Origin of the sequence: Devosia pacifica, assembly GCF_014652635.1 — a bacterium.
GTDB lineage: Bacteria > Pseudomonadota > Alphaproteobacteria > Rhizobiales > Devosiaceae > Devosia > Devosia pacifica.
In genome coordinates this window covers 711,411-735,078 of the sequence record NZ_BMZE01000002.1, presented here as the reverse complement: position 1 = coordinate 735,078, position 23,668 = coordinate 711,411, and the positions used below count along the sequence as shown (strand labels likewise).

The 23,668-nt window shown below is 62.0% G+C and carries 18 protein-coding genes; 7 read left to right on the top strand and 11 right to left on the bottom strand.

Translation table 11 applies throughout. The features are described from left to right. Positions 1-56: 56 nt before the first annotated feature. From IE127_RS10680 to IE127_RS10660, 5 genes are all read right to left on the bottom strand, one after another. Positions 57-2,099: an alpha-1,4-glucan--maltose-1-phosphate maltosyltransferase gene (locus IE127_RS10680; protein ID WP_189425656.1), complete on the bottom strand. Its 2,043-nt coding sequence runs from the start codon at positions 2,097-2,099 to the stop codon at positions 57-59. A 115-nt stretch (positions 2,100-2,214) separates the two neighbouring features. After that, positions 2,215-4,140 carry a DUF5054 domain-containing protein gene (locus IE127_RS10675; RefSeq protein ID WP_189425655.1) on the bottom strand — a complete coding sequence of 642 codons (1,926 nt, stop codon included), beginning with the start codon at positions 4,138-4,140 and terminating at the stop codon, positions 2,215-2,217. Positions 4,141-4,277: 137 nt separating this feature from the next. Further along, the gene (locus IE127_RS10670) at positions 4,278-5,228 is read right to left on the bottom strand and encodes a substrate-binding domain-containing protein (protein ID WP_189425654.1); all 951 of its coding nucleotides are present in this window, start codon (positions 5,226-5,228) and stop codon (positions 4,278-4,280) included. Positions 5,229-5,295: 67 nt separating this feature from the next. Next, positions 5,296-6,318: an ABC transporter permease gene (locus tag IE127_RS10665; RefSeq protein ID WP_189425653.1), complete on the bottom strand. Its 1,023-nt coding sequence runs from the start codon at positions 6,316-6,318 to the stop codon at positions 5,296-5,298. Then, positions 6,315-7,835 carry a sugar ABC transporter ATP-binding protein gene (locus IE127_RS10660; protein ID WP_189425652.1) on the bottom strand — a complete coding sequence of 507 codons (1,521 nt, stop codon included), beginning with the start codon at positions 7,833-7,835 and terminating at the stop codon, positions 6,315-6,317. The genes IE127_RS10665 and IE127_RS10660 overlap by 4 nt, the downstream gene beginning before the upstream one ends. 205 nt (positions 7,836-8,040) lie before the next feature. Between IE127_RS10660 and IE127_RS10655 the strand changes: the two genes are divergently transcribed. Then, positions 8,041-9,066 carry a LacI family DNA-binding transcriptional regulator gene (locus IE127_RS10655; protein ID WP_189425651.1) on the top strand — a complete coding sequence of 342 codons (1,026 nt, stop codon included), beginning with the start codon at positions 8,041-8,043 and terminating at the stop codon, positions 9,064-9,066. Positions 9,067-9,078: 12 nt separating this feature from the next. On the opposite strand, the gene IE127_RS10650 is transcribed toward IE127_RS10655, so the two are convergent. Both IE127_RS10650 and IE127_RS10645 read right to left on the bottom strand, forming a co-directional pair. Continuing rightward, positions 9,079-9,630 (bottom strand): iron transporter, encoded by a 552-nt coding sequence (locus IE127_RS10650; protein ID WP_189425650.1) that lies wholly within the window; start codon positions 9,628-9,630, stop codon positions 9,079-9,081. Positions 9,631-9,785: 155 nt separating this feature from the next. Continuing rightward, a complete protein-coding gene (locus IE127_RS10645; RefSeq protein ID WP_189425649.1) occupies positions 9,786-11,813 on the bottom strand; it encodes a methyl-accepting chemotaxis protein in 2,028 nt (675 codons plus the stop codon). A gap of 339 nt (positions 11,814-12,152) precedes the next feature. On the opposite strand from IE127_RS10645, the gene IE127_RS10640 reads away from it, so the two are divergent. Beyond that, positions 12,153-13,190 carry an AI-2E family transporter gene (locus tag IE127_RS10640; protein ID WP_189425648.1) on the top strand — a complete coding sequence of 346 codons (1,038 nt, stop codon included), beginning with the start codon at positions 12,153-12,155 and terminating at the stop codon, positions 13,188-13,190. 84 nt (positions 13,191-13,274) lie between these two features. Next, positions 13,275-15,359 carry a glycogen debranching protein GlgX gene (glgX, locus tag IE127_RS10635; RefSeq protein WP_189425647.1) on the top strand — a complete coding sequence of 695 codons (2,085 nt, stop codon included), beginning with the start codon at positions 13,275-13,277 and terminating at the stop codon, positions 15,357-15,359. A gap of 262 nt (positions 15,360-15,621) precedes the next feature. On the opposite strand, the gene IE127_RS10630 is transcribed toward glgX, so the two are convergent. Then, a complete protein-coding gene (locus tag IE127_RS10630; protein WP_189425646.1) occupies positions 15,622-16,800 on the bottom strand; it encodes an acetyl-CoA C-acetyltransferase in 1,179 nt (392 codons plus the stop codon). Positions 16,801-16,972: 172 nt separating this feature from the next. On the opposite strand from IE127_RS10630, the gene IE127_RS10625 reads away from it, so the two are divergent. Genes IE127_RS10625 through IE127_RS10610 form a run of 4 tightly spaced genes read left to right on the top strand, consistent with a single transcriptional unit; the run spans position 16,973 to position 21,721 of the window. Then, entirely contained in the window at positions 16,973-18,922 is a 1,950-nt protein-coding gene (locus tag IE127_RS10625; protein WP_244640112.1) for an acetoacetate--CoA ligase, read from the top strand. Beyond that, positions 18,919-20,073, top strand: a complete 1,155-nt coding sequence (locus tag IE127_RS10620; protein ID WP_189425645.1) for a thiolase family protein — start codon at positions 18,919-18,921, stop codon at positions 20,071-20,073. Before IE127_RS10625 ends, IE127_RS10620 begins: the two co-directional genes overlap by 4 nt. A gap of 5 nt (positions 20,074-20,078) precedes the next feature. After that, a complete protein-coding gene (locus IE127_RS10615; protein ID WP_189425644.1) occupies positions 20,079-20,501 on the top strand; it encodes a Zn-ribbon domain-containing OB-fold protein in 423 nt (140 codons plus the stop codon). Then, entirely contained in the window at positions 20,498-21,721 is a 1,224-nt protein-coding gene (locus IE127_RS10610) for an MFS transporter (RefSeq protein WP_189425643.1), read from the top strand. Before IE127_RS10615 ends, IE127_RS10610 begins: the two co-directional genes overlap by 4 nt. A gap of 72 nt (positions 21,722-21,793) precedes the next feature. Here the strand turns inward: IE127_RS10610 and IE127_RS10605 are convergent, their stop codons facing one another. Genes IE127_RS10605 through IE127_RS10595 form a run of 3 tightly spaced genes read right to left on the bottom strand, consistent with a single transcriptional unit; the run spans position 21,794 to position 23,668 of the window. Beyond that, positions 21,794-22,090, bottom strand: a complete 297-nt coding sequence (locus tag IE127_RS10605) for a Dabb family protein (protein ID WP_189425642.1) — start codon at positions 22,088-22,090, stop codon at positions 21,794-21,796. Next, positions 22,087-22,446, bottom strand: coding sequence for a cupin domain-containing protein (locus tag IE127_RS10600; RefSeq protein ID WP_189425641.1), 360 nt, complete (start codon positions 22,444-22,446; stop codon positions 22,087-22,089). Before IE127_RS10600 ends, IE127_RS10605 begins: the two co-directional genes overlap by 4 nt. Continuing rightward, on the bottom strand, positions 22,421-23,668 hold the full coding sequence (locus IE127_RS10595; RefSeq protein ID WP_189425640.1) for a Tm-1-like ATP-binding domain-containing protein: 1,248 nt from the start codon (positions 23,666-23,668) through the stop codon (positions 22,421-22,423). Before IE127_RS10595 ends, IE127_RS10600 begins: the two co-directional genes overlap by 26 nt.

Below are 23,668 nucleotides of genomic sequence, written 5' to 3'. Positions count from 1 at the left end.
CGCCGCCTTGCTGTTTGCATTGGCATGTCCTGCCTGGCTGGCGGGTTTCTCGTTGATCATGCAGATACTCCTGGGGCCACAAGACGCCAGATCGCGTAGGGCTTGTAGTGCGGGTCTAGATGCAGGTGCTGGTACTTGCCGTGCCAGGTGAAACGGTTGCCGCTCACCAGATCCTCGACCTCGATCGAGGCATCATCGCCAAGGCCGAGCTCCCACAGCGGCACTTCGAAATCGATGTGCTGATCGTGATGCGGATCGAGGCACACGTGAAATAGGATGAAGTCCGTCAGATCTTCGGTCTTCTTGCCGTAGAACAGCACGTTGTCGTTCCACGCATTGTAGAAACTAAGATTGGTGAACCCTTGCAGCGCCTTGTGCTCCCGGCGCAGCCGGTTAATCAGCTTGATGTCCCAGGAAATGGAATCGGGCGTATCGAAATCCCAGGCGCGGATCTCGTATTTTTCGGAGTTTAGATATTCCTCCTTGCCCGGCACCGGCGCGGCCTCGCAGATCTCAAAGCCATTGTAGATGCCGTAATTGCCGGCCAGCGTCGCCGCGAGGATGAGCCGCGTCTGAAAGCCCGGACGCCCGCTATGCTGCAGAAAGACCGGGTTGATGTCCGGCGTGTTCGCAAAGAAGTTGGGCCGCATATAGTGTCGGCATTCCTCGGTTGTCAGCTCCTTCAGATACTGCTCGAGCTCGCACTTCTCGTTGCGCCAGGTGAAGTAGGAATAGCTCTGCGAATAGCCGACCTTTGCGAGCCGCTTCATCACTTTGGGGCGCGTGAACGCCTCGGCGAGGAAGATCACATCCGGGTGCTTGCTGCGCACATCGCCGATCATCCATTCCCAGAAGGGAAACGGCTTGGTGTGAGGGTTGTCGACGCGGAAAATCTTGACGCCCTTGTCGACCCAGAACAGCACGATATCGCGCAGCGCATACCAAAGGTCTGGCAGAGCCTTGCGATAGAAGTGGACGTTGACAATGTCCTCGTACTTTTTTGGCGGGTTCTCCGCGAACTTGATGGTGCCGTCGGGCCGCCAGTCGAACCATTCAGGATGCTGCTTGATCCACGGATGATCGGGCGAGCATTGGATGGCGAAATCAAGTGCAATTTCCAGCCCATGCGCACGCGCTGCCGAAATCAGCTCGAGGAAATCCTCCATGCTGCCGAGTTCGGGATGCAAGGCGTCGTGCCCGCCTTCGTGCGAGCCGATGGCATAGGGGCTACCGGGATCATCAGCCGTGGGCGTAAGCGTATTGTTCTTGCCCTTGCGGTTGGTCGTGCCGATCGGGTGGATCGGCGGAAAATAGAGAACGTCGAAGCCAAGGTCGCGCACATAGGGCAGTTTGCCGATCACGTCCTTGAACGTGCCATGACGGTTCACGTCCCCCGATTGCGAACGCGGCATCAGTTCATACCAGGCGCTGAAGGCCGCCGCGGTGCGGTCAACGAAGACCTCGAGAACCCGCTCATAGCTCGTCAGGTTCGTCCGCACGCCAGCGCGGCGCATCAGCTCGACCGTCTCGGTTGAACGCAGCAGCGCCAGCCGGTCATCGTCCTCGTCCTTCAGGGCGAAGGCCGAGAGAATGTCCTTGAGCGCGGCTTGATCTTCACCCGACAGCCGCTCCGTGTCGGACAAGGCATCCTCGATCAGCCGCTTGCCTTCTTCGAGTTCAAGGCTGATTTTCTGCCCGGCGGCGAATTTTTTTGACACCTCGTCATGCCAGGCCGCGAACAAATCGCGCCAGGCAATGATTGTGTACTCGTGCAGCTGGTTCTCATTGAAGCTGAGCTCGGCACGCCAGCGATCATTGACGAGATATGTCATGCGCTGTTCCTGCCAGACGCTCTCGCCAGCGGCGCGGTAACAGACGGCAACCGCTATCTTGTCGTGCCCATCCGAGAACGCATCCGCCTCGACGATGAAAGTCTCGCCGACAGCGGATTTGGCAGCGAACCGGCCGCCATCAATCTCCGGATCGACGCCCTCGATCGCGATCCGCCGCGCCGCTAGCGCCGAGATCGCTTCGAGGTCTCCGGCCCTGCTTGTTGCGTCGCCCTGCTGCTGAATGGTCCCACCAAATGCGTTTCGCATGGTCCAAGCCCCTCTGCCTGCCAATAGTCACGCAACGCTCAGCGTCCCGGTTGGTTCGCAAACAGTCAAGGCCAAGATTGAAAAACGACTTTTGGTCCAGTCGCAGTAAGGGCGATCAATCGATGGAAAGGCGCATCCGGTAGGTGATGTCGCCCTCCCACCACATGGTGAAATTGGTGCCCCATTTGTTGTTATAGAGATTGAACCGCAAGCCGCCCGAAAAGTCCGGCACCTCGGGCTGGAACGGCAGGAATGGCGCGCCAAACGGGGACACTAGGGTCATGTCGAGCGGCACAACGGACAGACCGCGGCCTGCCGATTTGGCCGACGCCGCTTCGATACCCTGCAACTGGCCACCGCCGCGCCGTACGATATCGTCTGAGTTGTGCCACAAGCCCATTTTTCTGAGGCGCCAGACGTGAGCATCGGTTGGCGTGACATGCATAAACCCAGCCTCCGGCATGCGGTTGGCGAGCTTTGTGCGCAAGACGAGGGTCACTTCGACATTGTGCTCGTCGATGCCGCGCAAATGCCATTCGCAGCGGCTCGGCGCGCCAAGTTGCTGGTAGGCTGCCGAATCAAGCTGTGCGACGGCGATGCGACCATCGGCAACACCCGCGTGGCGCGGCACATGAGTAGCGGTGCGGGCTGTCTTGGCCCCTGCCAGACCCGGCTTATCGTGGTCAAGGATCGCCCATTCCAGCCGGTGCTGCAGATACGTGTCGAGATGGGCCTGCAGTGCAGCCCAGTCATAGCTTTCATGGCGATAGCCGATCAGGCTGCCACCGCGGCCTTCGATCCGCATACCCTGAGGGCTGACAAGATTTTTGATGTCCCCGGTTTGAGGATCAAGTTCGGCCGACCAGCCGCCATCGATCAGGCTGGTGCCTTCAGTTGGCTCCATCGCGGCGGGAACTGAAAGCGGCTCCAGAGCGCGGTCTGCTGCCTGACGATCCGCCGGCCCGAGTTCTGCCAAGGCGTCATCGATATAGTCCCGCTGCTCCTGCCACGAGCGTTCGGCAAGTCTGAAGCGATAGTCGTTCTGGCGCGCTTTGGCGAAATCGGCTTGGTCCCAGGCCCTGGTGTCACGCAGATAAGTCTTGATATCGACGCCCCAGGTATGCTCGGCGACCATTGCAAGGCCTCGCGCAAAGGCAAGCCGTTCGGCGGTCATATCATTGGCCCAGCCATCATGAAGCTGCTGCAGGGCCCGGAACTTCGTCAGTTTCAGTGGATCTGAGGCTGCGCCGTAGATCCAGCTGTCACCAATCTCCTCAGTGATGATCGGGAACTGCTCGCGGCGGGCCCACATGGCCTCGCCGAACGCATCGAGCGTTGATGCCACGATCTCGGCATCTGGATACTGCCGGGACAGCGACCGAAGCGCCTCGACCGTCTGCCCAACGCTTTGCGGACCGATATTGTCTTCCGTATGCGCGAAGCTGAGCCCGATATCCGGCCCGGCTGGAAAGTCCGTCGCGCCGTACGAGCCTTGATACATCACCACGACTTCGGTTTCATCGGGCGCCCGCCAGCGAAAGATCGGCGGCACGTCGGGCACTGGACTTGCGGTATTGACGCCGAGATGCAGGAACTTGACGCCCGCTTCCGCGAGAAGCGGGACGATGCCGAGCGTATGCCCCGGAACATCAGTCATCTTGGCGCCAGTCGTCTGGCGGCCGAAGCGCTCATCAAGTTCCTTGGCGTAGGACAGACCTGCACGGAACAGCGCCGGCGACATGAGTTCGCTGTGCGTCGTAAATGGCAGGGCGTGCCACGTGATCAGCCCGCGCTCGATGGCAGAGACCAGCCGCTCGACCGACTGACGATCGCCCCGGTGCAGGTGATCCCAGATCAGCCAAGCGCCTGTGGTCCAAACGAAGGCCGGCCGCTGCGCGTCTTCCGCGTAAAAATGCTCCGCTGTCGCAATCGCCTGCGGAATAAACCGCTCATGGTACTGGCGGCGGACATTAGCGGCGAGATCTGTGAAGCCGATATCTAGATGCGTCTTGAAAACGAGATGAATTTTAGAAGCGGCCATGCTCTGCCCCCCAAGCCGATGCCTACGTATCTTGGGCATAGCCGATCGCGGCACCCCCAGCAATCTCGCCCAATGCAACAGAAAAGGGCCGGCACAAGTGCCGACCCTTCCAGGTAAAAAAAACGCCTAGCCTGCGATCAGAACGGGCTGTCGGGATAGTAGAACTGCTCGGCGTTTTCCTGAGTGATCAGCGGCGCACCGAGAATGTATTCGCCCTGCACCGGGCCGTTCGACGTGAAATTGGCGACAGTGATGTCCATCGCTGTTGCAATCATCGCAGGCGGATACAGCACGTCGACCGGGATCAGTTCGTTGCCTTCCATGATGCCCTGAATGACGTCCTTCATGCCGGCGCCGCCGACAACGAACATCTCATCCTCGCGACCAGCCTGGCGGATGGCCTCGACCACGCCCATGGCGATGTCGTCGTCCTGGGCCCAGACGGCATCGATATCGGGGAAGCGGGACAGGAAGTCCTGCATCACCTCGAAGCCATCATCGCGGTTCCAGTTGGCGAACTCATCGTCCAGTACATTGATGCCGGAGCCTTCAATGCCCGCCATGAAGGCATCGAAACGCTCGGTATCGATGACGGTCGGAATACCGCGCAGAATGACGATGTTATCGCCCTCGCTGAGGCGCGACATCATGTAGTCAGCCGAAACCGAACCCAGTTCCGAGTTGTTGCCGGCAACATAGACATCCTGGATGCTGGTGTCGGGCAGACCACGATCGACCACGGTAATGAAGGCGCCTGCTTCTTTTGCCTGGCGAACCGGTTCAACCAGCGGATCGGATTCGAACGGCAGAACGACGAGCGCGTCGATCTGCTGGACCGAAATCAGGTCCTCGATATCGCTGGCCTGATCGCCGGGGCTATCTGCTGTGACGAGAACGATATCGATATTGTCGTACTGCGCTTCGATCCGGCTTTCGGCTTCCTGGGCGTGCCAGTTCAGCCCACCGGCCCAGCCGTGAGTGGCAGCCGGGATCGAGACGCCGATCCGCACCTGTTCGTCCTGTGCCATTGCGGCGCCGGCTAGAACGGTCGTCGCCGTCAACGCCAGTGTAACTTGCTTGAGAAACATGAAGTCTCCTCCCTATGGATGACGCCCTTGGGCGCCGGTTCACCCACCGCCCCCCGGCGGTGGACGTTTACTGAGCCGGAGTTTTCTTTCGCCCGGCCCGGAAACTGCCACGCTGCAGATAGACCGCAGCGATGATGATGACGCCCTGCACCGCCCCGTTGAGGTAGTTCGAGATGATCTCGGTCAGGTTCAGGATATTGCCGATGGCGGTGAGGATCAGAGCCCCGATAACCGTGCCCCCGATCCGCCCGTAGCCCCCTTTGAGCACCGTGCCGCCGATGATCACGGCTGCAATTGCCTCTAGTTCCCAAAGGACGCCAGTGGCGGAGGATGCCGAGCCGAGCCGCGGCACGTAAATGATTGTGGCGAGTGACACACACAGTCCCTGAAGGATGTAGGTGATGGTGCGCACCCGATCGACCTTGATGGCCGAGTAGCGTGCGACGTGCTCGCTCGAGCCGATTGCCATGCAATAGCGTCCGAACGCGGTGCGGTTCATCAACACCCAGCCGATCAGCGCCACGACAATGAACACCCAGACCGGAATCGGAATGCCGAGCAGGGAATCGTAGTAGATCGGCCGGTAGATCTGGCGCGCATCGGAATCGAGCGACAAGGTGCCGCCATTGGCGAAATAAGTGATCAGCGAACGATAAATGCCCATCGTGCCAAGCGTGACGATGAACGCTTCGATCTTGCCCTTGGTCGTTAGAAACCCGTTGATGAACCCGGCGCCGATGCCAAGGATCAGCGAGCAGCCGATGCCAAGCAGCACCGTGCCGACCGAAACGCCCATGCTCTCCACCGCCCAGTTCATGACGATGATCATCATGCCGGCGATGAAGGCTGCCATCGAGCCGACTGACAGGTCGATGCCGCCGGCAGTGATGACGAATGTCGCCCCGACCGCGATAATGCCGATGAACGCCGACCGGGTCAGGAGATTGCTCACATTGCCTTCCGCAAGGAAAAGCGGGTTGAGCGAATATCCAAGAACGCATAGCAGGATCAGGGCGACCAGCGGCCCCGCCGTCTTCAGATCGATCCGCATGCCGCGCAGCCTGTCAGTTCCGGCGCTTGCCAGACTCATGAAACCTCTCCCTGCTTGACCCCGGCCGCGTAACGCATGATTTCGGCCTCGTTGATTTCGGCACCCTCGAGAAGGCCGGCCATACGGCCTTCCCGCATGACGAGCACACGGTGCGACAGACCGATCACTTCCTGCATTTCTGACGAGATGACGATCACGGATTTGCCTTCGGCGGCGAGCGCCGCGATGATGTGGTAGATCTGCTGCTTGGTGCCGACATCGATGCCGCGTGTCGGCTCATCCATGATGACGATGTCGGGATCGGATTCCATGCACTTGGCCAGCAGCAGCTTTTGCTGGTTGCCGCCCGACAGCTGACCGACACCGACGGACGGATCACGCGCGCGAATATCGAACCGCCGCACAGCGCGCTCCAGCGCCTGATGTTCGCTCGATGCGGTGAGAAAGCCGCCGCGCCGGTGCTTTGGAAGGGTTGCCAGCGTCAGGTTCGGCTCAAGCCCCATATTGAGCAGGAGGCCGCGCCCTTTGCGGTCCTTGGTCATATAGGCGAGCCCCGCCGCTAGCGACTCCCGCACATCTGAAAACGCTACCGGCTGCCCGTTAAGGCTGATCTCTCCCTCTTCCGGCACCACCAGGCCAACCACCGCCTCGGCCACTGCCGTGCGCCCGGAGCCGATAAGACCGGCAAAGCCTAGAATTTCGCCACCGCGCAGGTCGAACGACACGTTGGAGATGCCTGGCGCCGACAAGCCGCGGACGGAGAGCACCACTGGTGCATCGACATCAGGCTCTTTCTTGGGCGGGTACAGATTCGACAGCTCACGCCCGACCATCATCTGCGCGATGGAGTCCGGTGTGAGCGCCGAGGTGTTCATCGTCGCGATCAACTGTCCGTCCCGCAGCACGGTGACACGATTGGCCAAGGCCATGATTTCATCGAGCTTGTGCGAAATGAAAACGATGGCGACGCCTTGTTCGGTTAGCCGGCGGATCTGCTCGAACAATGTCTTGGTCTCGGCGACGCTGAGCACCGCCGTTGGCTCATCCATGATCAAGACGCGCGCATCGCGGTTGATCGCCTTGGCGATCTCGACCATTTGCTTGTCGGCAACGGAAAGACTTGAGATGCGCGCATCGGGATCAACGCGAACATCCAGCCTGTCGAGGATTGCGCGAGCGCGTTCCCGCATCGTCTTCAGGTCAAGCAGGCCATAGCGATGCAGTTCGCGCCCGAGAAAAATCGAATCGGTGACGCTCAGATGCTCGGCAAGGTTGAGTTCCTGGTGGATGAGGACGATCCCCCTCGCCTCAGCCTCGCCATTGGGCGGCAGAACCGCGCGATCGCCGTCATAAATGATGCTGCCTGATGTTGGCTGCTCGAACCCGGAGAGTATCTTGATGAGAGTGGACTTGCCGGCGCCGTTTTCACCAATGATGGCGTGAACCTCACCCGGGCGAACATCGAAATCGATGCTGAACAGCACCGGAATTTCGCCGAATGATTTGCTGACCCTGCTTGCTGACAGGATTGCACCGTCAGGTGTCGCTTCCGACATTCCTGATACCTCCCCAAACCGGATGGCCGCTTCTCGTGGCTCTTCCCGATACCTCGTGTGTAAAGGTTTTCATCCATGATGTAAAGGTTTACAGTCGCACTGGAGGAGATCGAGCCGCCCGAGCCTCTGGCGCTTGGGGCCGGCTCTGATAAAGGGGACGGCGACCGCGGGCACATTGGGCCCGGTGCCGGTGCGGAGCAGCCTGATGCATCATCGCAAACTGGCCACGATCGAGGACGTGGCTGCCATTGCGGGGGTTTCGATCGCAACGGTCAGCCGAGCGATCAACGAGCCGCGAAAGGTCGCCGACGAAACCCGTCGCCGTGTGACCGATGCAATCGCGCGCACCGGTTATACGACGAACGCGATGGCGCGGTCGCTGCGCATGCGACGCGCGAACATGATCCTCATCCTTGCCCCCGATGTCGGCGATCCGAACTTCTCGAACATTCTCGTTGGGCTCGAAATTGCTGCCAGCACGCGCGGCTATGGCGTTCTCATCGGCAATACCCAGAACGACCCGGAACGCGAGGCGGACTACCTTAAGTTCATCAGCTCAAACCAGGCGGACGGGCTGATCCTGTTTACCGGCCACCTTCCCTTTGGGCTCGCCGATGCGGACCCCTCAGTTCGCTTGCCGCCAATGGTGGCGGTTAACGAGCCGGTGCTGAACCATGACGTACCCTTCGTCGGGGTCGACAATTTCGAGGGCGCGCGCATCGCGGCCGAGCATCTCGTGTCGCAAGGGCACCAGCGCATCGCCTTTATCGGTCGCTCACCGGCGCGCCGGATCAACGCCTTGCGCGAGGAAGGCTATCGTGCCGCCCTTGCACAAGCGGGGCTGAGCGTCGATGAACGCCTGATCCTGCCGGGCGATGGCACGACCGAGAGCGGGCGGCAGGCCACCGAGCACATGTTCGTACGCGATGTGCTGCCGAGCGCCTTTCTCTGCGTCAACGACGCGACAGCCCTCGGCGTTTTCATGGCCCTCAACAATCGCGGCTATGTTCTGCCGCGACAATTCTCTGTCATGGGATTTGACGACATCGCCTTTGCGAGTTTTGTGACCCCCGCCCTGACGACGATGAAGCAGCCTCGCCGAAAGATCGGCGAGGAGGCAATGAACATGCTGCTGACGCTTCTGGAAGGCGAACCACCGCGCCAGCGCGAGGTGTTTTTGCGCAGCGAGTTGATCGTGCGCAACTCGGTCTCTCGCTTTACCGAGAAGTAGCGGGAGTTTCCGCTATTCCTGGCCAGCCTCGATATCGACCTTTTCGAACACCACCTCGACAGCCTCGCCATAGCGCTTGCCATTGGTCTTGTCGTGCCGGGCAAACGGCGCCGGTGCTATGTGAACGGTGACATCGTACTTGCCGCTGCCGGGGATCTTCACATTGGTACCATAGTGCAGGAGGCCGGGGTGCCAGATGAAGGGTACCTCGAAGGGGCCGATGCGTTCGCCGGATTCCGATGTTAGCGTGGCCTTTACGGAGAGTCCCGGAACGAAGCGTTTGTCATCGCCATCGCATACCGCGACTTCGAGATGGCAGTTCTCTTCACCCGGTGCTTGCCAGACGAGTTCCCCGCTCGCATTCGGCCGATACATGCCTTCTGCCTCTTCCTGCGCGATGCCGATGATATAGTCACCAACGGCCTTTTTCGCTCCGGTATGGGCCACCTCATTGACCATGTATTCGAGGGAACGCTGGTAGGCTTCGCCTTCGGCTTCTGCCAGCTCAAGCTGACGCTTGTCGGCCTCGTCGCTCGGAACCTGCTGGACGTTGTCATCGCTCATCGGATCGGCCTCCACGTAGAATTGGCATCTTAAATCGTCGACGGCACAATCCTGCGTCCGGCGGATCGTTCCGAAGCGGCCATGATTGAGACAAAGAAGAAGCCGGTGCGCAGTCAGCACACCGGCCCGATGCTCTTCGTCGATAAAATCTATGGCTAGAACTCTGACCAGTCGGCCTTTAGCGCCGCGTTGCCTTCGGAGAGATAAGAACGCGCAGCGCTCGCTGGAGCGGGTGCGGGCCTTGCTGCCGCCCGAGCCGCACGCGTCTGCGGCATTGGTGCTGCCGCTTGCTCGACCGTGAAGATATCGACGATGACGTCGAGCTCCGACGCCTGAACTTCAGTCTGCTCGATGGCGGCGTTCGTCTCTTCGACCAGCGCAGCGTTGTGCTGGGTCATTTCGTCCATTTCCCGGATTGCCGTGCTGACATCGCCGATCGCCGTGCTCTGCTCTCGATTGGCCTCGGAGATGCCCTGCATGAGCGTGCTGTTCTCGTTAACGGCAGCCAGGATGTCGGCCAGCTTCGCCGCAGCTTCCGCGACGAGCTTCGAGCCTTCCCCGACCTCGCTGCCGGACTGCTCGATCAACACCTTAACTTCCGAGGATGCCTGCGCTGCCGATTGTGCCAGCCGCCGGACTTCCACCGCGACGACGGCAAAACCCTTGCCGGCCTCACCTGCCCGTGCAGCCTCGACCGAGGCGTTCAACGCCAGCAGGTTGGTCTGGAAGGCGATGTCATCGATCATACCGATAATGTTGGAAATCTTGCCCGACGAAGCGGTGATCTTGGCCATCGCGCCAGTGGCACGCTCCATTACCGCCCCGCCATCATTGGCCAGCGATGCCGCCGCCTGGCTCCGGCCAAAGGCGGTCTCGGCCTTTTCCGCATTACCCCTGACTGTTGTCAGCAATTGCTCGATTGCGGCCGAGGTCTCTTCGATCGCGGCGGCTTGTCGGGTGGTGCGCTCCGAAAGGTCGTTGGCGCCCGTCAGGATTTCGCTCGTTGCGGTCTTTAGGCCGCGCGACGTGGTGCGCAGCTTCAGGACGATTTCCGAGAGCTTTTCGGCGACCGCGTTGACGTCCGACTTGAGCTTGGCGAATGCCCCGCGATGCTCACCGGTCATGCGCGTGGTAAGATCCGCACCTGCGAGACTGTCCAGCACAAGGCCGGTTTCCGTGACACCACGATCAACGGTTTCGACCAGCGAGTTCACCGAGCCTGCCAAGGCATTGAGCTCTTCGTCGGCAAAGTCGGTCGATACGCGGCGCGAGAAATCGCCATCGATCGCGGATTCCACTACATCGCCAAAGGCCTGCTGCAGGTCCGCCATCATCTTTTGGCGCGCATTCTTTTCCTCGATGATGCGAAGTGCTTCAGCCTTTGTCAGCTGCTCCACCTTGAGCCCGTTCTCTCGGAAGACCTCGACTGCGCGGGCCATTGCTCCCAACTCGTCAGCGCGCTCGGTATCGGCGATCCTTGCATCGAGATCACCATCGGCAACCTTGAGCATCGAAGTGTTGAGGCGTGCCATCGGCTTTGCGATTGAGCGGGCAATGACAATGCCTACCCCGACGATCAGCAACATGATGGCGAGCGTGATGACGCCGCCTTCCAGTGCGGATTGCCAGAAGATCGTGTCGACCTGCGTAAACAAGATGCCTGAGGCCACGACCCAGCCCCACGGCTCGAAGCCCTGGGCATACGAAACCTTCTCGCCCAACCCGCCTTCAGGCTTGGTGAACAGGTATTCCTGATACGCCGAGCCATTGGCAAGAACGTTTTCGATCATCTGCTTGATAAAAAGCGTCCCGTTGCCGTCCGTCTCGATCGACCGGTCTGTCCCCTGCTTTTCGGGCTTGGTGGGGTGCATCAGCAGCACCATGTCGTAGCTGTCGATGAAGAAGTATTCGTTACCCTGGTAGCGCATGGCCCGCACGGTATCGAGCGCTCTCTGCTGGGCTTCTGCCTCAGTGAGTTCTCCGGCCTGCGCCCGCTCGTAAAAGTTCTCGATCACGCTGATCGCGGATTGCACGACGCTCTGCAATTCGGTGCGCTTGAAATTCTCAAGACTCGCCCGCTGGTCGTAAAGTTGAAAAGTGACAATCCCCATCATCCCGAGCGCAAAAACGCCGATAAGAAGATATAGCCGTCGCGAGAGACTGCCTGTGAACCAGTTCAGCATGGAAGATAAACCTTTAACTCGTGGCTTCCCGTAGCAGGCGCCACTGAGCATGCCTTGGGGTCGATTTTAGGTAAGCATGGCTTACTAATCTTAAGCGCCGGTAAAAAGTGCAGCTGACAGTGGCTTATGGGTCCGGCGGCCCGATGCGTGCACCCCTCAAAGCACCGGCCAGAGAGCCGAACACCCGAACAGGACACCCCCTTAACCTGTGACGGAGCGGAAACTTCACGTACGTCAGCGGATTGACCTGAAGCAAAAAGAGCGCACCGTTCCGAAGGCAGCGGCTCCGTTCAGCTTTTCATAACGTCAATCCAAACAGTCCTAGGCAGGGGAACGAGCATGGATCCGAATTCGCCGGTTTCACTGAGCTGGGTCGCGCGAGCAACCCTGGTGGTGCTGGCGCTCGTCGCGTTGTTCTGGCTCCTCGGGCAAACGGCGAACATATTGCTGATGCTGTTCGGTGCGGTCACCATAGCCGTTGTCTTGAGGGCAGCTGGCAACCTCGTTCATAAGGTGACCCATCTCCCCTCATCCTGGTCACTCGGGCTGGCGATCGCGCTCGTTGGCTTGATTTTCGGCGTATTTGTCATGCTCATGGGCAATCAGCTCGTGACCCAGTTTTCAGGGTTGAACCAACAATTGCCAGAAGCGGTCGAGGGACTTGGCGACATGCTGGGGGTGGAAGACCTATGGCAGGAGTTCGAGGCTTTGAACGAATGGCGCTGGATGTTCGGGGCGATGGGTTACGTGCCACAGCTACTGGGCGCGGTGTCCGGGCTCACCCTGATCGTGATCGGAGGCATTTTCCTGGCTGTCGATCCGGATCTTTATATCGAAGGCACTCTCAAACTGGTGCCGCCGAACCACCGGGATCACGCACGCGAGGTATTACAGACAACTGGCCGCGCGTTGCGCTTGTGGCTGCTCGGCAAGCTGCTGGCCATGGCGGTGATTGGCGTGGCGACGACAGCCGGACTTTTTCTTCTCGGTGTTCCGTCTGCGCTGGCGCTCGGTGCAATCGCTGGCCTGCTTGAATACGTGCCCTTTATCGGCCCGGTTCTGAGTTTCGTGCCCGCAGCACTTGTGGCCCTGCAGCAGGACGATGGCACTATCTGGTGGGTATTGGGTCTTTATCTTCTGATTCAGCAGACCGAAAGCAATCTGCTGGTGCCGCTGATTCAAAAACGCACGGTCGAACTGCCGCCCGTCCTCGGGTTGTTCGCCATCGTGGCGCTAGGCCTGGTATTCGGGCCGCTCGGTTTCATCTTCGGCATTCCGCTGACCATCGTCGTCATGGTGATGGTCAAGGAGCTCTACGTACGCGAGGCACTCGACACCGAGGTGAAAGTCCCCGGTGCCGACCACGAGAATCCTTGATCCGAAGGCTCGCGCGGCCGTCGATAGCGGGCGCAACTTCCGCAGCAGCTCGGCGTTACTGGTTGCCAACCTGGAAACAACAACATGACAGACTCGCTTTCGTCCTCCCGCCAGATTTTGCCTGGCGACTACAGCATGCTGGGCGCAAACTGGGACGGAGACGGCACCAACTTCGCCCTGTTCTCTGCCTATGCATCGCGGGTCGAACTGTGCCTGTTCGATGAAGCGACGGGCAAGGAGATGGAACGGGTCACGCTGCCCGAATATACCAATGAGGTCTGGCATGGCTATCTGCCGGGGGTAGGCCCGGGAACGCTTTACGGCTATCGCGTCCACGGTCCATTCGAGCCGAGCCAGGGACACCGGTTCAACCCGAATAAGCTTCTGCTTGACCCATACGCGCGCGAGCTGGTGGGAGAGGTTCAATGGTCACCCGCGCATTTTGCCTATAATGCCGATGACGAGAACAAGGACCTCTCCTTCAACGACGAAGACAGCGCGGCGGTGATGCCGAAAGGGCGCGTCGTCGATCCTCGCAGCTATGACTGGTCGGGCGATGCCAAGCCCAATCTCAGCTGGGCAAAGACCATCTTCTATGAAACGCACGTCAAGGGCTTTACCCATCTGCATCCGGCCGTGCCGGAAGAACTGCGCGGCACCTTTGAGGGGTTGGCGCAAAAAGAGGTCATCGACTACATCAAGTCGACTGGGGTGACGTCGGTTGAATTGTTGCCGATCCATGCCTTTCCGGACGACGACTTCCTCTTGCAAAAGGGCCTGCGTAACTACTGGGGCTACAACACGCTCGGCTTCTTCGCCCCGGCCAGTCGCTATTATGGCCCGAATGGCATGAACGGGCTGCGCAACACCATCCGCGCCTTTCATGATGCCGGCCTCGAGGTCATTCTCGACGTGGTCTACAACCACACCGCCGAAGGTAACGAGATGGGCCCAACGCTATCTTGGAAGGGCATCGATAACTTCTCGTATTATCGTACGCTGCCAGGCGATGCGCGCTATTACATCAACGACACCGGCACCGGAAACACAGTCAACACCAGCCATCCGCGGGTCCTGCAAATGGTGACGGACAGCCTTCGCTACTGGACTGAGGAGATGCATGTCGACGGATTCCGTTTTGACCTCGGCACCATTCTCGGCCGTGAACCGGAAGGGTTCGACCAGCGGGGCGGGTTCTTTGACGCCGTGGGCCAGGATCCGGTGCTTTCCAAGGTCAAGCTGATCGGCGAACCGTGGGATATTGGCCCTGGAGGATACCAGGTCGGCGGGTTTCCGCCCGGCTGGGCCGAATGGAACGACAAGTATCGCGATACGGTGCGCGATTACTGGAGGAACACAGAGCACACAGTGGGTGATTTTGCGGCGCGCTTCACCGGGTCTGGCGACGTTTACGACAAACGCGGACGGCGCCCGTGGGCTAGCGTCAATTTCTTGACCGCCCATGACGGGTTCACCCTGCACGACGTGGTTTCGTACAACGACAAGCACAATGAGGCCAACGGCGAAGACAACAATGACGGCCATAACGACAACCGCAGCTACAATTACGGCGTTGAAGGCGAGACTGACGACGAGGGCATAGTTGCGGTGCGCGAACGGCAGAAACGCAATTTCCTCGCAACGTTGTTCCTGTCGCACGGAACGCCCATGCTGCTGGCCGGCGACGAGTTCAGCCGCACGCAAGGCGGCAATAATAACGGCTATGCGCAGGACAGCGAGATCAGCTGGGTGCATTGGGACCTGAATGAAAACGCCGCCGCGCTGAAGGACTTCGTCACCAAGCTGGTGGCAATCCGCAATGCCCAACCGCTGATACATCGCGAGAGCTGGCGCGACATGATGAGCGTCACCTGGTTCAACCCGGGCGGCGGCGAACAGCAGACGGAGCATTGGCTCGATTCCGGCGCGATGACGATTGGCCTGCGGCTGTCGCGCGACGACTTGCGTCAACAGGAGGGCGTGTGGGCGGAACTGATGGTTCTGTTCAATCCGCAGGATAGCGATCTGGATTTCACCCTGCCTGAACGCGCGGACGGCTCGCCCTGGACGATTGCCATAGATACCGCAGAACCCGACGCAGGCTCGCGCCAGGTGGACGGCGGCAAGGCGCACTCGATGTCTTCACGCTCCTTGGTGCTGCTGCACTAGGACGTTCCGATGAGATTGCAGCGCGTCGGGACAACTAGCTTGAGGGCGGCTTCGGTCGCCTTCGCCCCCACAACAGAACATCGAAATTCAACGATCCACAGCAGTCCTCAGCTGTCCAAAACCTGAAATCTCATTTGGAGTTGCTGGCTCGGAGGCAAGTCCCTCGCGCCTTGCTCAACTATGGCCGTCCGGAAAGATCTCGGAAGTAATACGAGGTTGTCCCCGAATGCATTGTTAACTCCCAATCTTTCGCCGCCCTGTTCTATCGCTCGAGGCAAATAGCAACGCCTTGCCCACCGCCTATGCACATCGTTGCTAGCGCCTTGCGTGCATTGCGCCGCTTCATCTCGTGCAGCAGGGTGACGACGATGCGGGCACCAGATCCGCCGAGCGGGTGGCCGAGGGCAATGGCGCCGCCATTGACGTTCACCCGGTCGGTGTCCCAGCCCATTTCGCGATGCACCGCGATCGACTGGGCGGCGAAGGCCTCGTTGACCTCGATCAGGTCGAGATCCTCGATGCGCCAGCCGGCCTTGTCGAGGGCGCGGCGGGAGGCCGGGACCGGACCGAGACCCATTTCGATCGGATCGAGGCCCGCCGAGGCATAGCCGGCGATGCGTGCGAGGGGTTCGAAACCCAGGCGCGCGGCGGTGCTTTCCGACATCACCAGCAGGGCGGCGGCGCCGTCGTTTACGCCGGAAGAATTTCCCGCGGTGACGGTGCCGTTCTCCTCGAAGATGGGGCGAAGGGCGGCAAGGCCCTCGAGCGTGGTGTCGGGGCGCGGATGCTCGTCTGTGGTGACGCTGCGTCGGCCGGCCCTGTCCTCGATTGCGACCGGCACGATTTCCCTGCTGAACCGACCATCGGCGATCGCGGCGCCTGCTTTTTGTTGCGAGTCGAGGGCGAAGCGGTCCTGCGCGTCGCGGGTCACCTGATAGCGGCGCGCGAGCGCTTCGGCGGTGACGCCCATATGGACGCCGTGGAAGGCATCGACAAGGCCGTCGACCAGCATCGAGTCCTGCATGGTGATGTCGCCCGCCTTGAAGCCTTCCCGTGACTTTTCGAGGACATGCGGCGCGCGGGTCATGCTGTCCTGACCACCGACCAGTACGATCTCGGCATCGCCGGCCCGGATCGCCTGGGCGGCCATATGCAGGACGCGCTGGCCACCGCCGCAGACCTGGTTGATTGTCGCGGCCGGAACGGTATCGGGGACGCCGGCGTGGCGGGCGGACTGGCGAGCGGGGTTCTGGCCGGCCCCGGCCTGCAGAACCTGACCGATCAGTACATCATCTATCTGCGCCGGATCGAGGCCGGTTTCGGCGAGAATGGCCGCTATCGCCGTGGCGCCGAGGCGGGTAGCAGGCAGAGCCGAGAAACTGCCGCAAAACTTTGCGATTGCTGTTCTTTTAGCTGCAACAATAACGGCGCTTGACGGCATTTTGGCGGTCCTTTTTCACTTGGACGGAACGCGTCACTGAAGTTTTCCCGCAGCGCGGACTTGGCCGCGCGAAGACGATGTTGTACCGTTCGGTCCATAAATGCTTATAACCAAAAACGCTCCTATGGGCCACTATCTGGCACGATATCGAGTGTCATAACGGGGGGAACAGGTGGCAGACGAAACGATCATGTGGCGCCCATCCGCGGACTGGATGGAAACGGCGAGGCTGAGCCGTTTCATGGCCGCGACAGGGTTTGCCGGACAGTCCTACGAGACGCTGCATCGCTGGTCGATCAGCGAGCCGGGCCCATTCTGGAGCGCGGTGTGGGATGAGTGCGGGGTGATCGGCGACAAGGGTGACACGACCTTCGTGCCGCCGCCCGAAGGCTCGATGCTGGGCGGACGCTGGTTTGTCGGTGCGCAGATGAATTTTGCCGAGAACCTGTTGCGCGGCGACGCTGATCGACTGGCCGTGATCGAGAGCGACGAGGCGGGCGCGGGGCGCCGGATCACCATGGGCGAACTGCGGCGCGAGGTGGCGCGGGTGGCCGATGGCCTGCGCGCCGCGGGCGTCGCAGCCGGCGACTGCGTCGGCGGGGTGCTGCCGAACCGGGTTGAGGGGCTGGTTGCGCTGTTGGCGACGGCATCGCTGGGAGCGGTATGGTCGTCGTGTTCACCGGATTTCGGGGCGATGGCGGTGCTGGACCGTCTGGGCCAGATCGCGCCGAAGGTGCTGTTCGCGGCGCCGCGCTATCGCTATGGCGGGCGCGAGCATGATATCGGCGATCGCCTGGGCGAGATCATCGCGGGGATGCCCAGCCTCGAGGCGGTGGTGCTGTGCGGCGGAGACGGTATCGCCACGAAGGTGAAGTCCGTCGAGTGGGCGGCGTTCGGCGATGCCGGTGCAGCCTTGCGGTTCGACCGACAGCCGTTCGAGCAACCGCTTTATGTGCTCTACACCTCGGGCACGACGGGCAAGCCCAAGGCGATCGTCCATTGTGCGGGCGGCGTGCTGCTACAGCACCTCAAGGAGCATCAGCTGCATTGTGACCTGAAGCCAGGTGACGTTATTGGCTGGTACACCAACGTCGCATGGATGATGTATCACTGGGTCATTTCCGGACTTGCCAGCGAGGCGACGGTGGTGCTGACCGATGGCGCGCCGATCCCCAAGTCCGACGCCGGACTCGACCCAGGCCTGCTGTGGCGGGTGGCCGCCGACACCGGCATGACGCATCTCGGCATCAGCCCGAAATACCTGCACACGGTCGCGGAGACCGGCTATGCGCCCGGCGAGACCGTCGATTTGTCACGGTTTCGCGTGCTGATGAGTGCCGGCGCGCCGGTGGCACCAGACCAGTTCGACTGGATGTACACCCATGTAAAGCGCGACATGATGTTCGCCTCGATCTCGGGTGGTACCGAGATCATCGGGTGCTTCTTCATCGGCAATCCGACCCTGCCTGTGCGGCGCGGACATCTGACCTGCAAAGCGCTGGGGCATGCCGTGGCGGTGCTCGACAGCCGCAACGTGCCGGTGATCGGCAGGAAGGGCGAACTGGTCTGCACCGAGCCCTTCCCCTCGATGCCGCTCACTTTTTGGGGCGAAGGCGGCGCGGCACGGTATTTCGACACCTATTTTGCCCAGCGACCGGGGATCTGGACGCATGGCGACCTCGCCGAAGAGACAATTCACGGGGCCGGCATCATCTATGGCCGCACCGATACGACATTGAAGCCGGGGGGCGTCAGGATCGGCACGTCCGAGATCTATGCGACGGTCGAGCGGTTTGCCGAAATCGCCGATTGCCTGGTGTTCGGGGCGCCGGTCGGCGGCGACGAGGAGATCGTCCTCTGCCTGCAGGCGACGGAGAATGGCGCGATTTCCGCGGATCTGGCGGCGCGGATCCGCAAGGCGATCCGCGAAGCCGCGTCGCCCCGGCATGTGCCGCATCGGATCCACGCGATCCCGGCGGTCCCCTATACGCTCAACGGCAAGCGGGTGGAGGGGGCGGCGCGATCGAGCATGCTGGGCATCGCGGTGAAGAATCTCGATTCGCTTTCCAACCCGGAGGCGCTGGAGGCGTTTCGCACGCTGAGCCGGGACAGCGCGCTGTGAGACATGGTCTCGGGGCGATTGTCGGCGTCGGCGAACTGACGCCGCAGCGCTCGACCGAGGGTGCGACGACGCTCGGCATGATTGCCGAGGTGGCGCGCCGGGCGGTGATGGATGCGGGGCTCGAGCCCGGTGCGGTCGATGGCCTGCTGGTGGGCCCGCATGTGGGAGAGACTCCGCAGCACGTGCCGGCGACGGTGGCCGAGTATCTCGGGCTGAAGCCCAGCATGGCAAATGTCGTCGATCTCGGCGGCGCCTCCGGGGCCGGCATGGTGTGGCGTGCGGCAGCCGCGATTTCGGCGGGCATGTGCGAGACGGTGTTGTGTGTGCTGGCGAACACGCGCGAGGCGGTGCCGCCGCGCTCGCCCAACCGCAACCCCATCCGCGAGTTCGACGTGCCGTTCGGCGCGTCAGGCGCCAACGCGACCTATGCGATGATCAAGCAGGCGCACATGGCGACTTACGGGTCAGCCGACGCGGATTTCGCGCTGATTGCAGCGGCCGCGCGCGCCAATGCCCAGCACAATCCCGAGGCGATCTTTTTCGGCAAGCCGGCAACGGTCGAGGACGTGCTGGCCTCGCCGATGATCGCCAGCCCGCTGCGCCTTTTCGAGATCGTGATGCCGGTGGCCGGCGGTTCGGCCGTTGTGGTGACTTCGATGGAACGCGCGCGCGACATGCAGCGGCCAGCCGTTGCGGTGCTGGGTGCGGGCGAGAAGGTGACGCACCGGGCGCTGTCGCAGGTGCCGAGCCTGACATCGGGCCCGCTGAAGCCGGCGATGGCGCGGGCAATGGCGCAGGCGGGGGTAATGGCGGACCAGTTCGACCTGCTGTCGCTCTACGATTGCTACACGATCATGGTGGCGACGACGCTGGAGGATCTTGGTGTGTGCGCGCCCGGACAGTTCGGCGCTTGGGTGCGCGCGCATGGACTAGGCCATGACGGCGACGCGCCGCTGAACACGCATGGTGGCCAGCTGGGGTTCGGCCAGCCGGACCTGGCGGGTGGCATGACGCATGTGGTGGAGGCGGTGCGCCAATTGCGCGGCAGCGCCGAAGGGCGGCAGATTTCCAATGCCGAACTGGCGCTGGTGACCGGCAACGGCGCGACGATGAGCGAAGCGTCGGCGCTGGTGCTGGGGGCGTGGACATGACGGACATGGCGGATATCTTGGACTATGAGGATCTGAACGTTCCGGGGCCGACGGCTACGGCGCTCAGCCAGCCATTCTGGGATGCGGCGGCTGAGGGCCGATTGATCCTGCAGCGCTGCCTGGCGTGCGAGCGGGCGGTGTTCTACCCGCGCGCCATCTGCCCCCATTGCTGGTCGGACGCGCTCGCATGGCAAGAGGCCTCGGGATCGGGGCGGCTGAGGACCTGGAGCATCATCGAACGGTCCGCGCATCCGGCGTGGCAGGCGGTTGCGCCCTATGCGATCGGGATCGTCGCGCTCGAGGAGGGTCCGACGATGCTGAGCCATATTCTGGGGGACCGCGACGGCTTCGCGCTGGATGCGCCGATGCGAGTGCGGTTCGTGATGGTCGCCGGGCGGTCCCTGCCGTTTTTCGAGATTTCGACATGAGCGCGGCACACGCGTCGACAGCATCTGCCTTGCGCATGCTGGCAATCGTGACGGGCGCTGTGATCCTGTCGATGACGACGTGGTTCTCGGCGACGGCGATCCTGCCGCAACTTACCGAGCACTGGGCGCTGTCGCCGGGCATGCAGACCTGGATGACCAATGGCGTGCAACTGGGTTTCGTGATCGGCGCCCTGTCGCTGAGCATGGTCAATCTGCCCGATATCGCGCCGCTACGACTGCTGATGGGCGGGGCGGCGGCCCTCGCGGCGCTGGCGAACCTGGCGCTGCTGCTGGCCCCCTCGGGCGAATGGGCGCTGGCGTGCCGGATCGTGACAGGCATCGCGCTGGCCGGCGTCTATCCCCCTGCCCTCAAGCTGATCGCCACGTGGTTCCAGCGCGGACGCGGGCTGGCGATGGGCATCCTGATCGGCGGTCTGACGCTGGGATCCGCATTTCCACACCTGCTGCGCGGGCTATCGCAGGGCTTCGCCTGGACGTCGGTAGTCCTGACCGCAAGCGTGATGACCGGGCTCGGGGCGATGCTGTTCGTGCTGCTGGTGCGCGAGGGACCCTACCCGTTCAGCCGGGCGGTGTTCGATCCGCGCCAGATCGGACGGGTGCTGCGCAATCGCGGCGTCGCCTTCGCCAATCTGGGATATTTCGGTCATATGTGGGAGCTCTACGCGATGTGGGGGTGGTTTCTCGCGTTTGCGGGTGCGGGGTTGGGAGCCAATGGTACAATGTCGCCGTCGCAGTTGTCGCTGTTCGCATTCGCCGTGATCGGCGTTGGAATCGTCGGCTGCCTCAGCGGCGGATGGCTAGCCGACCGTATCGGGCGCACGGCAACGACGGCGCTGATGATGACGGTCTCCGGGCTCTGCGCCCTTGGGATCGGGCTGGTGTTCGATGGCCCAGACTGGCTGTTAGTGATCGTGGCGTTGATCTGGGGCGTGTCGGTGATCGGGGATTCGGCGCAGTTTTCGGCGATGACGACGGAAATCGGCGACCCGGACCTTGTGGGCACGGCGCTGGCTTTCCAGCTGGGGATCGGGTTCGCGCTGACCATGATCAGCCTGGCGCTGGTGCCGATAATTGCCGATGCCGTCGGCTGGCGCTGGGCATTCCTAGTGCTGGTGCCGGGACCGATCGTCGGAACGATTGCGATGTTGGTGCTGCGGCGCCTGCCCGAAGCGGCCCGAATTGCGCACGGGCAGCGCTAGGCGCCTGATGGCGGACCGACATGCTGGGCGAGCCTGCCGATCCGCCATAAAGTGTCGTCTTGGCCCGCTGGTTCAGTCTATCGTGTGATCGTGCTCTGCGAGTTTGGTCAAAATCGGCATGGCGCGCGCCACCGCCTTCTGGTGCTCGGGGTGGGCGAGGTAGCGCTCCATCGCCGCCATGTCGTCGAAATGGGCGATCAGGGAGTAGCGGAACGAGCCTTCGCGCTTTCCGAGATCCTCGGTCAGCGACCAGTCGCGGATTTCCTCGATCTTGCTGGGCAGAGCATCGAGGCCGGCGATGACGGCCTGGATTTCGTCTTCCGCAGCATCGGCGGCGTAGTCGAACAGGACGACGTGACGGATACTCATGCGGCAGCACCGATTGACTTGAGGTGTTCGGCCCATGGCAGGTCTTCGCCCTCGTGCAAATGGCCCCAGCGGCCATGTTCGGGCATAACGCCATAATAATAGACCGCGACCATTTCCTCGGTGACCTTAAGGGAGTGGTAGTCGCCCGCTTTGGTGAGCAGCATGTCGCCGGGACCTAGTTCGTAGGGCTGGCCCTCGCTCATGGCATCGCCACGTCCGGAGATGATGATCCAGTATTCATGGCAGTCGTGGAAATGCGGCTCGACTTCGGCACCGACCTTGAGCCGGCTGATGCCGTAATTCTGGGTCTCGCTCCAGGCGGGGAATTCCTTATCCGTGGGCGTGGTCTTCGGCATTGGCGGCCTCCTTGATGTCGATGTTCCGAACCAGCGCTGCGACGCATGCGGCCGCGAATTCGGGGTCGTTGATGTGCATGTCGAGCGTTTCGAACGTAACTTTGGGTGCGAGCGTCTGCCGCAGCGCCTCGAGCAGGGCCCGATCAGCCTCGAGGTCATGGAACGGCTGGCCTTCGGCATCGAGCGCCGACAGGCCGCGCAGCGGAAACAGCACGGTGACCGGACCGGTCGCGGCATTGAGCTTTTCGGCGATGCGGCGGCCGATCTCCGCGTTCTCGTCCTGCGTGGTGCGCATCAGCGTGACGTTGGCGTTGTGATGAAACAGCGTGCGGTGCCGGAGTGCTTCGGGCACCGGCACCATGAAGAAATTGGCCATGTCGAGCGCACCGGGCACGACTACCTGCGGCAGGCCGGCGCGGGCGGCGGCCTCGAGGCGGGTGGGCCCTGCGGACAGATTGCCGCCGGCAATCTCGTCGGCCCATTCCGTGGTTGTGAGATCGAGCACTGCGATGAACAGCCCCTCCGCGATCAGCGCTTCCATGGTGCGGCCACCAATACCGGTTGCGTGGAACGGGACGAGGGTGAGGCCCGCTCCGGCAAGGAGCGGCTGGATCTGTTCGACGGCCCTGGTGGTGACGCCGAACTGGGAGACGGCGACCAGCCGGCCCTTCGCCTCAATAGAGCGCTGCGATGCGATGGCCATCGCGGCGGCTGCAGCGGCGGCGTTGCGCAGGACGGGCTCGCTGATAGGATTGACGCCAGCGAAATCGACGACGGCATTGACCATAGTGATGTCTCTACTGCCGACATAGTCGCGCACGTCTGACGCGGCGACGGTCGAGACCATTACCTTAGGCGCACCGAAGGGGAGCGCACGCATGGCGGCCGTGCCGACGGCGGTGCCACCGGAACCGCCAATGGAGATGATGCCGGAGATTTGCCCCGATGTGCGGGCACTTGCCGCCCAGGCGGCGACGCCGACCATCATCGTTTCGATGGCAGCATTGCGGTCCTGCCGGTCGCGCAGTTGGGCCAGCGGAGTGCCGCCGAGTTCGGCGATCTGTTCAGCCGAGACGTCCGGCGTGATCGCTGCGGCGCCGGTGCCGAAATCCACCAGCAGCGCCTCGGCCCCGGCGCTGACGATCTCGTCGCGAAGGAATGCCGCTTCGGCGGCTTTGGTATCGAGTGATACGAGGATCGCGATGGTGGGACGGTCGGCCAT

Coding starts and splice junctions, on each gene's coding strand:
- IE127_RS10680 (WP_189425656.1), bottom strand. CDS start 2,099: ATGCGAAACGCATTTGGTGGGACCATTCAGCAGCAGGGCGACGCAACA.
- IE127_RS10675 (WP_189425655.1), bottom strand. CDS start 4,140: ATGGCCGCTTCTAAAATTCATCTCGTTTTCAAGACGCATCTAGATATC.
- IE127_RS10670 (WP_189425654.1), bottom strand. CDS start 5,228: ATGTTTCTCAAGCAAGTTACACTGGCGTTGACGGCGACGACCGTTCTA.
- IE127_RS10665 (WP_189425653.1), bottom strand. CDS start 6,318: ATGAGTCTGGCAAGCGCCGGAACTGACAGGCTGCGCGGCATGCGGATC.
- IE127_RS10660 (WP_189425652.1), bottom strand. CDS start 7,835: ATGTCGGAAGCGACACCTGACGGTGCAATCCTGTCAGCAAGCAGGGTC.
- IE127_RS10655 (WP_189425651.1), top strand. CDS start 8,041: ATGCATCATCGCAAACTGGCCACGATCGAGGACGTGGCTGCCATTGCG.
- IE127_RS10650 (WP_189425650.1), bottom strand. CDS start 9,630: ATGAGCGATGACAACGTCCAGCAGGTTCCGAGCGACGAGGCCGACAAG.
- IE127_RS10645 (WP_189425649.1), bottom strand. CDS start 11,813: ATGCTGAACTGGTTCACAGGCAGTCTCTCGCGACGGCTATATCTTCTT.
- IE127_RS10640 (WP_189425648.1), top strand. CDS start 12,153: ATGGATCCGAATTCGCCGGTTTCACTGAGCTGGGTCGCGCGAGCAACC.
- glgX (WP_189425647.1), top strand. CDS start 13,275: ATGACAGACTCGCTTTCGTCCTCCCGCCAGATTTTGCCTGGCGACTAC.
- IE127_RS10630 (WP_189425646.1), bottom strand. CDS start 16,800: ATGCCGTCAAGCGCCGTTATTGTTGCAGCTAAAAGAACAGCAATCGCA.
- IE127_RS10615 (WP_189425644.1), top strand. CDS start 20,079: ATGGCGGATATCTTGGACTATGAGGATCTGAACGTTCCGGGGCCGACG.
- IE127_RS10610 (WP_189425643.1), top strand. CDS start 20,498: ATGAGCGCGGCACACGCGTCGACAGCATCTGCCTTGCGCATGCTGGCA.
- IE127_RS10605 (WP_189425642.1), bottom strand. CDS start 22,090: ATGAGTATCCGTCACGTCGTCCTGTTCGACTACGCCGCCGATGCTGCG.
- IE127_RS10600 (WP_189425641.1), bottom strand. CDS start 22,446: ATGCCGAAGACCACGCCCACGGATAAGGAATTCCCCGCCTGGAGCGAG.
- IE127_RS10595 (WP_189425640.1), bottom strand. CDS start 23,668: ATGGCCGACCGTCCCACCATCGCGATCCTCGTATCACTCGATACCAAA.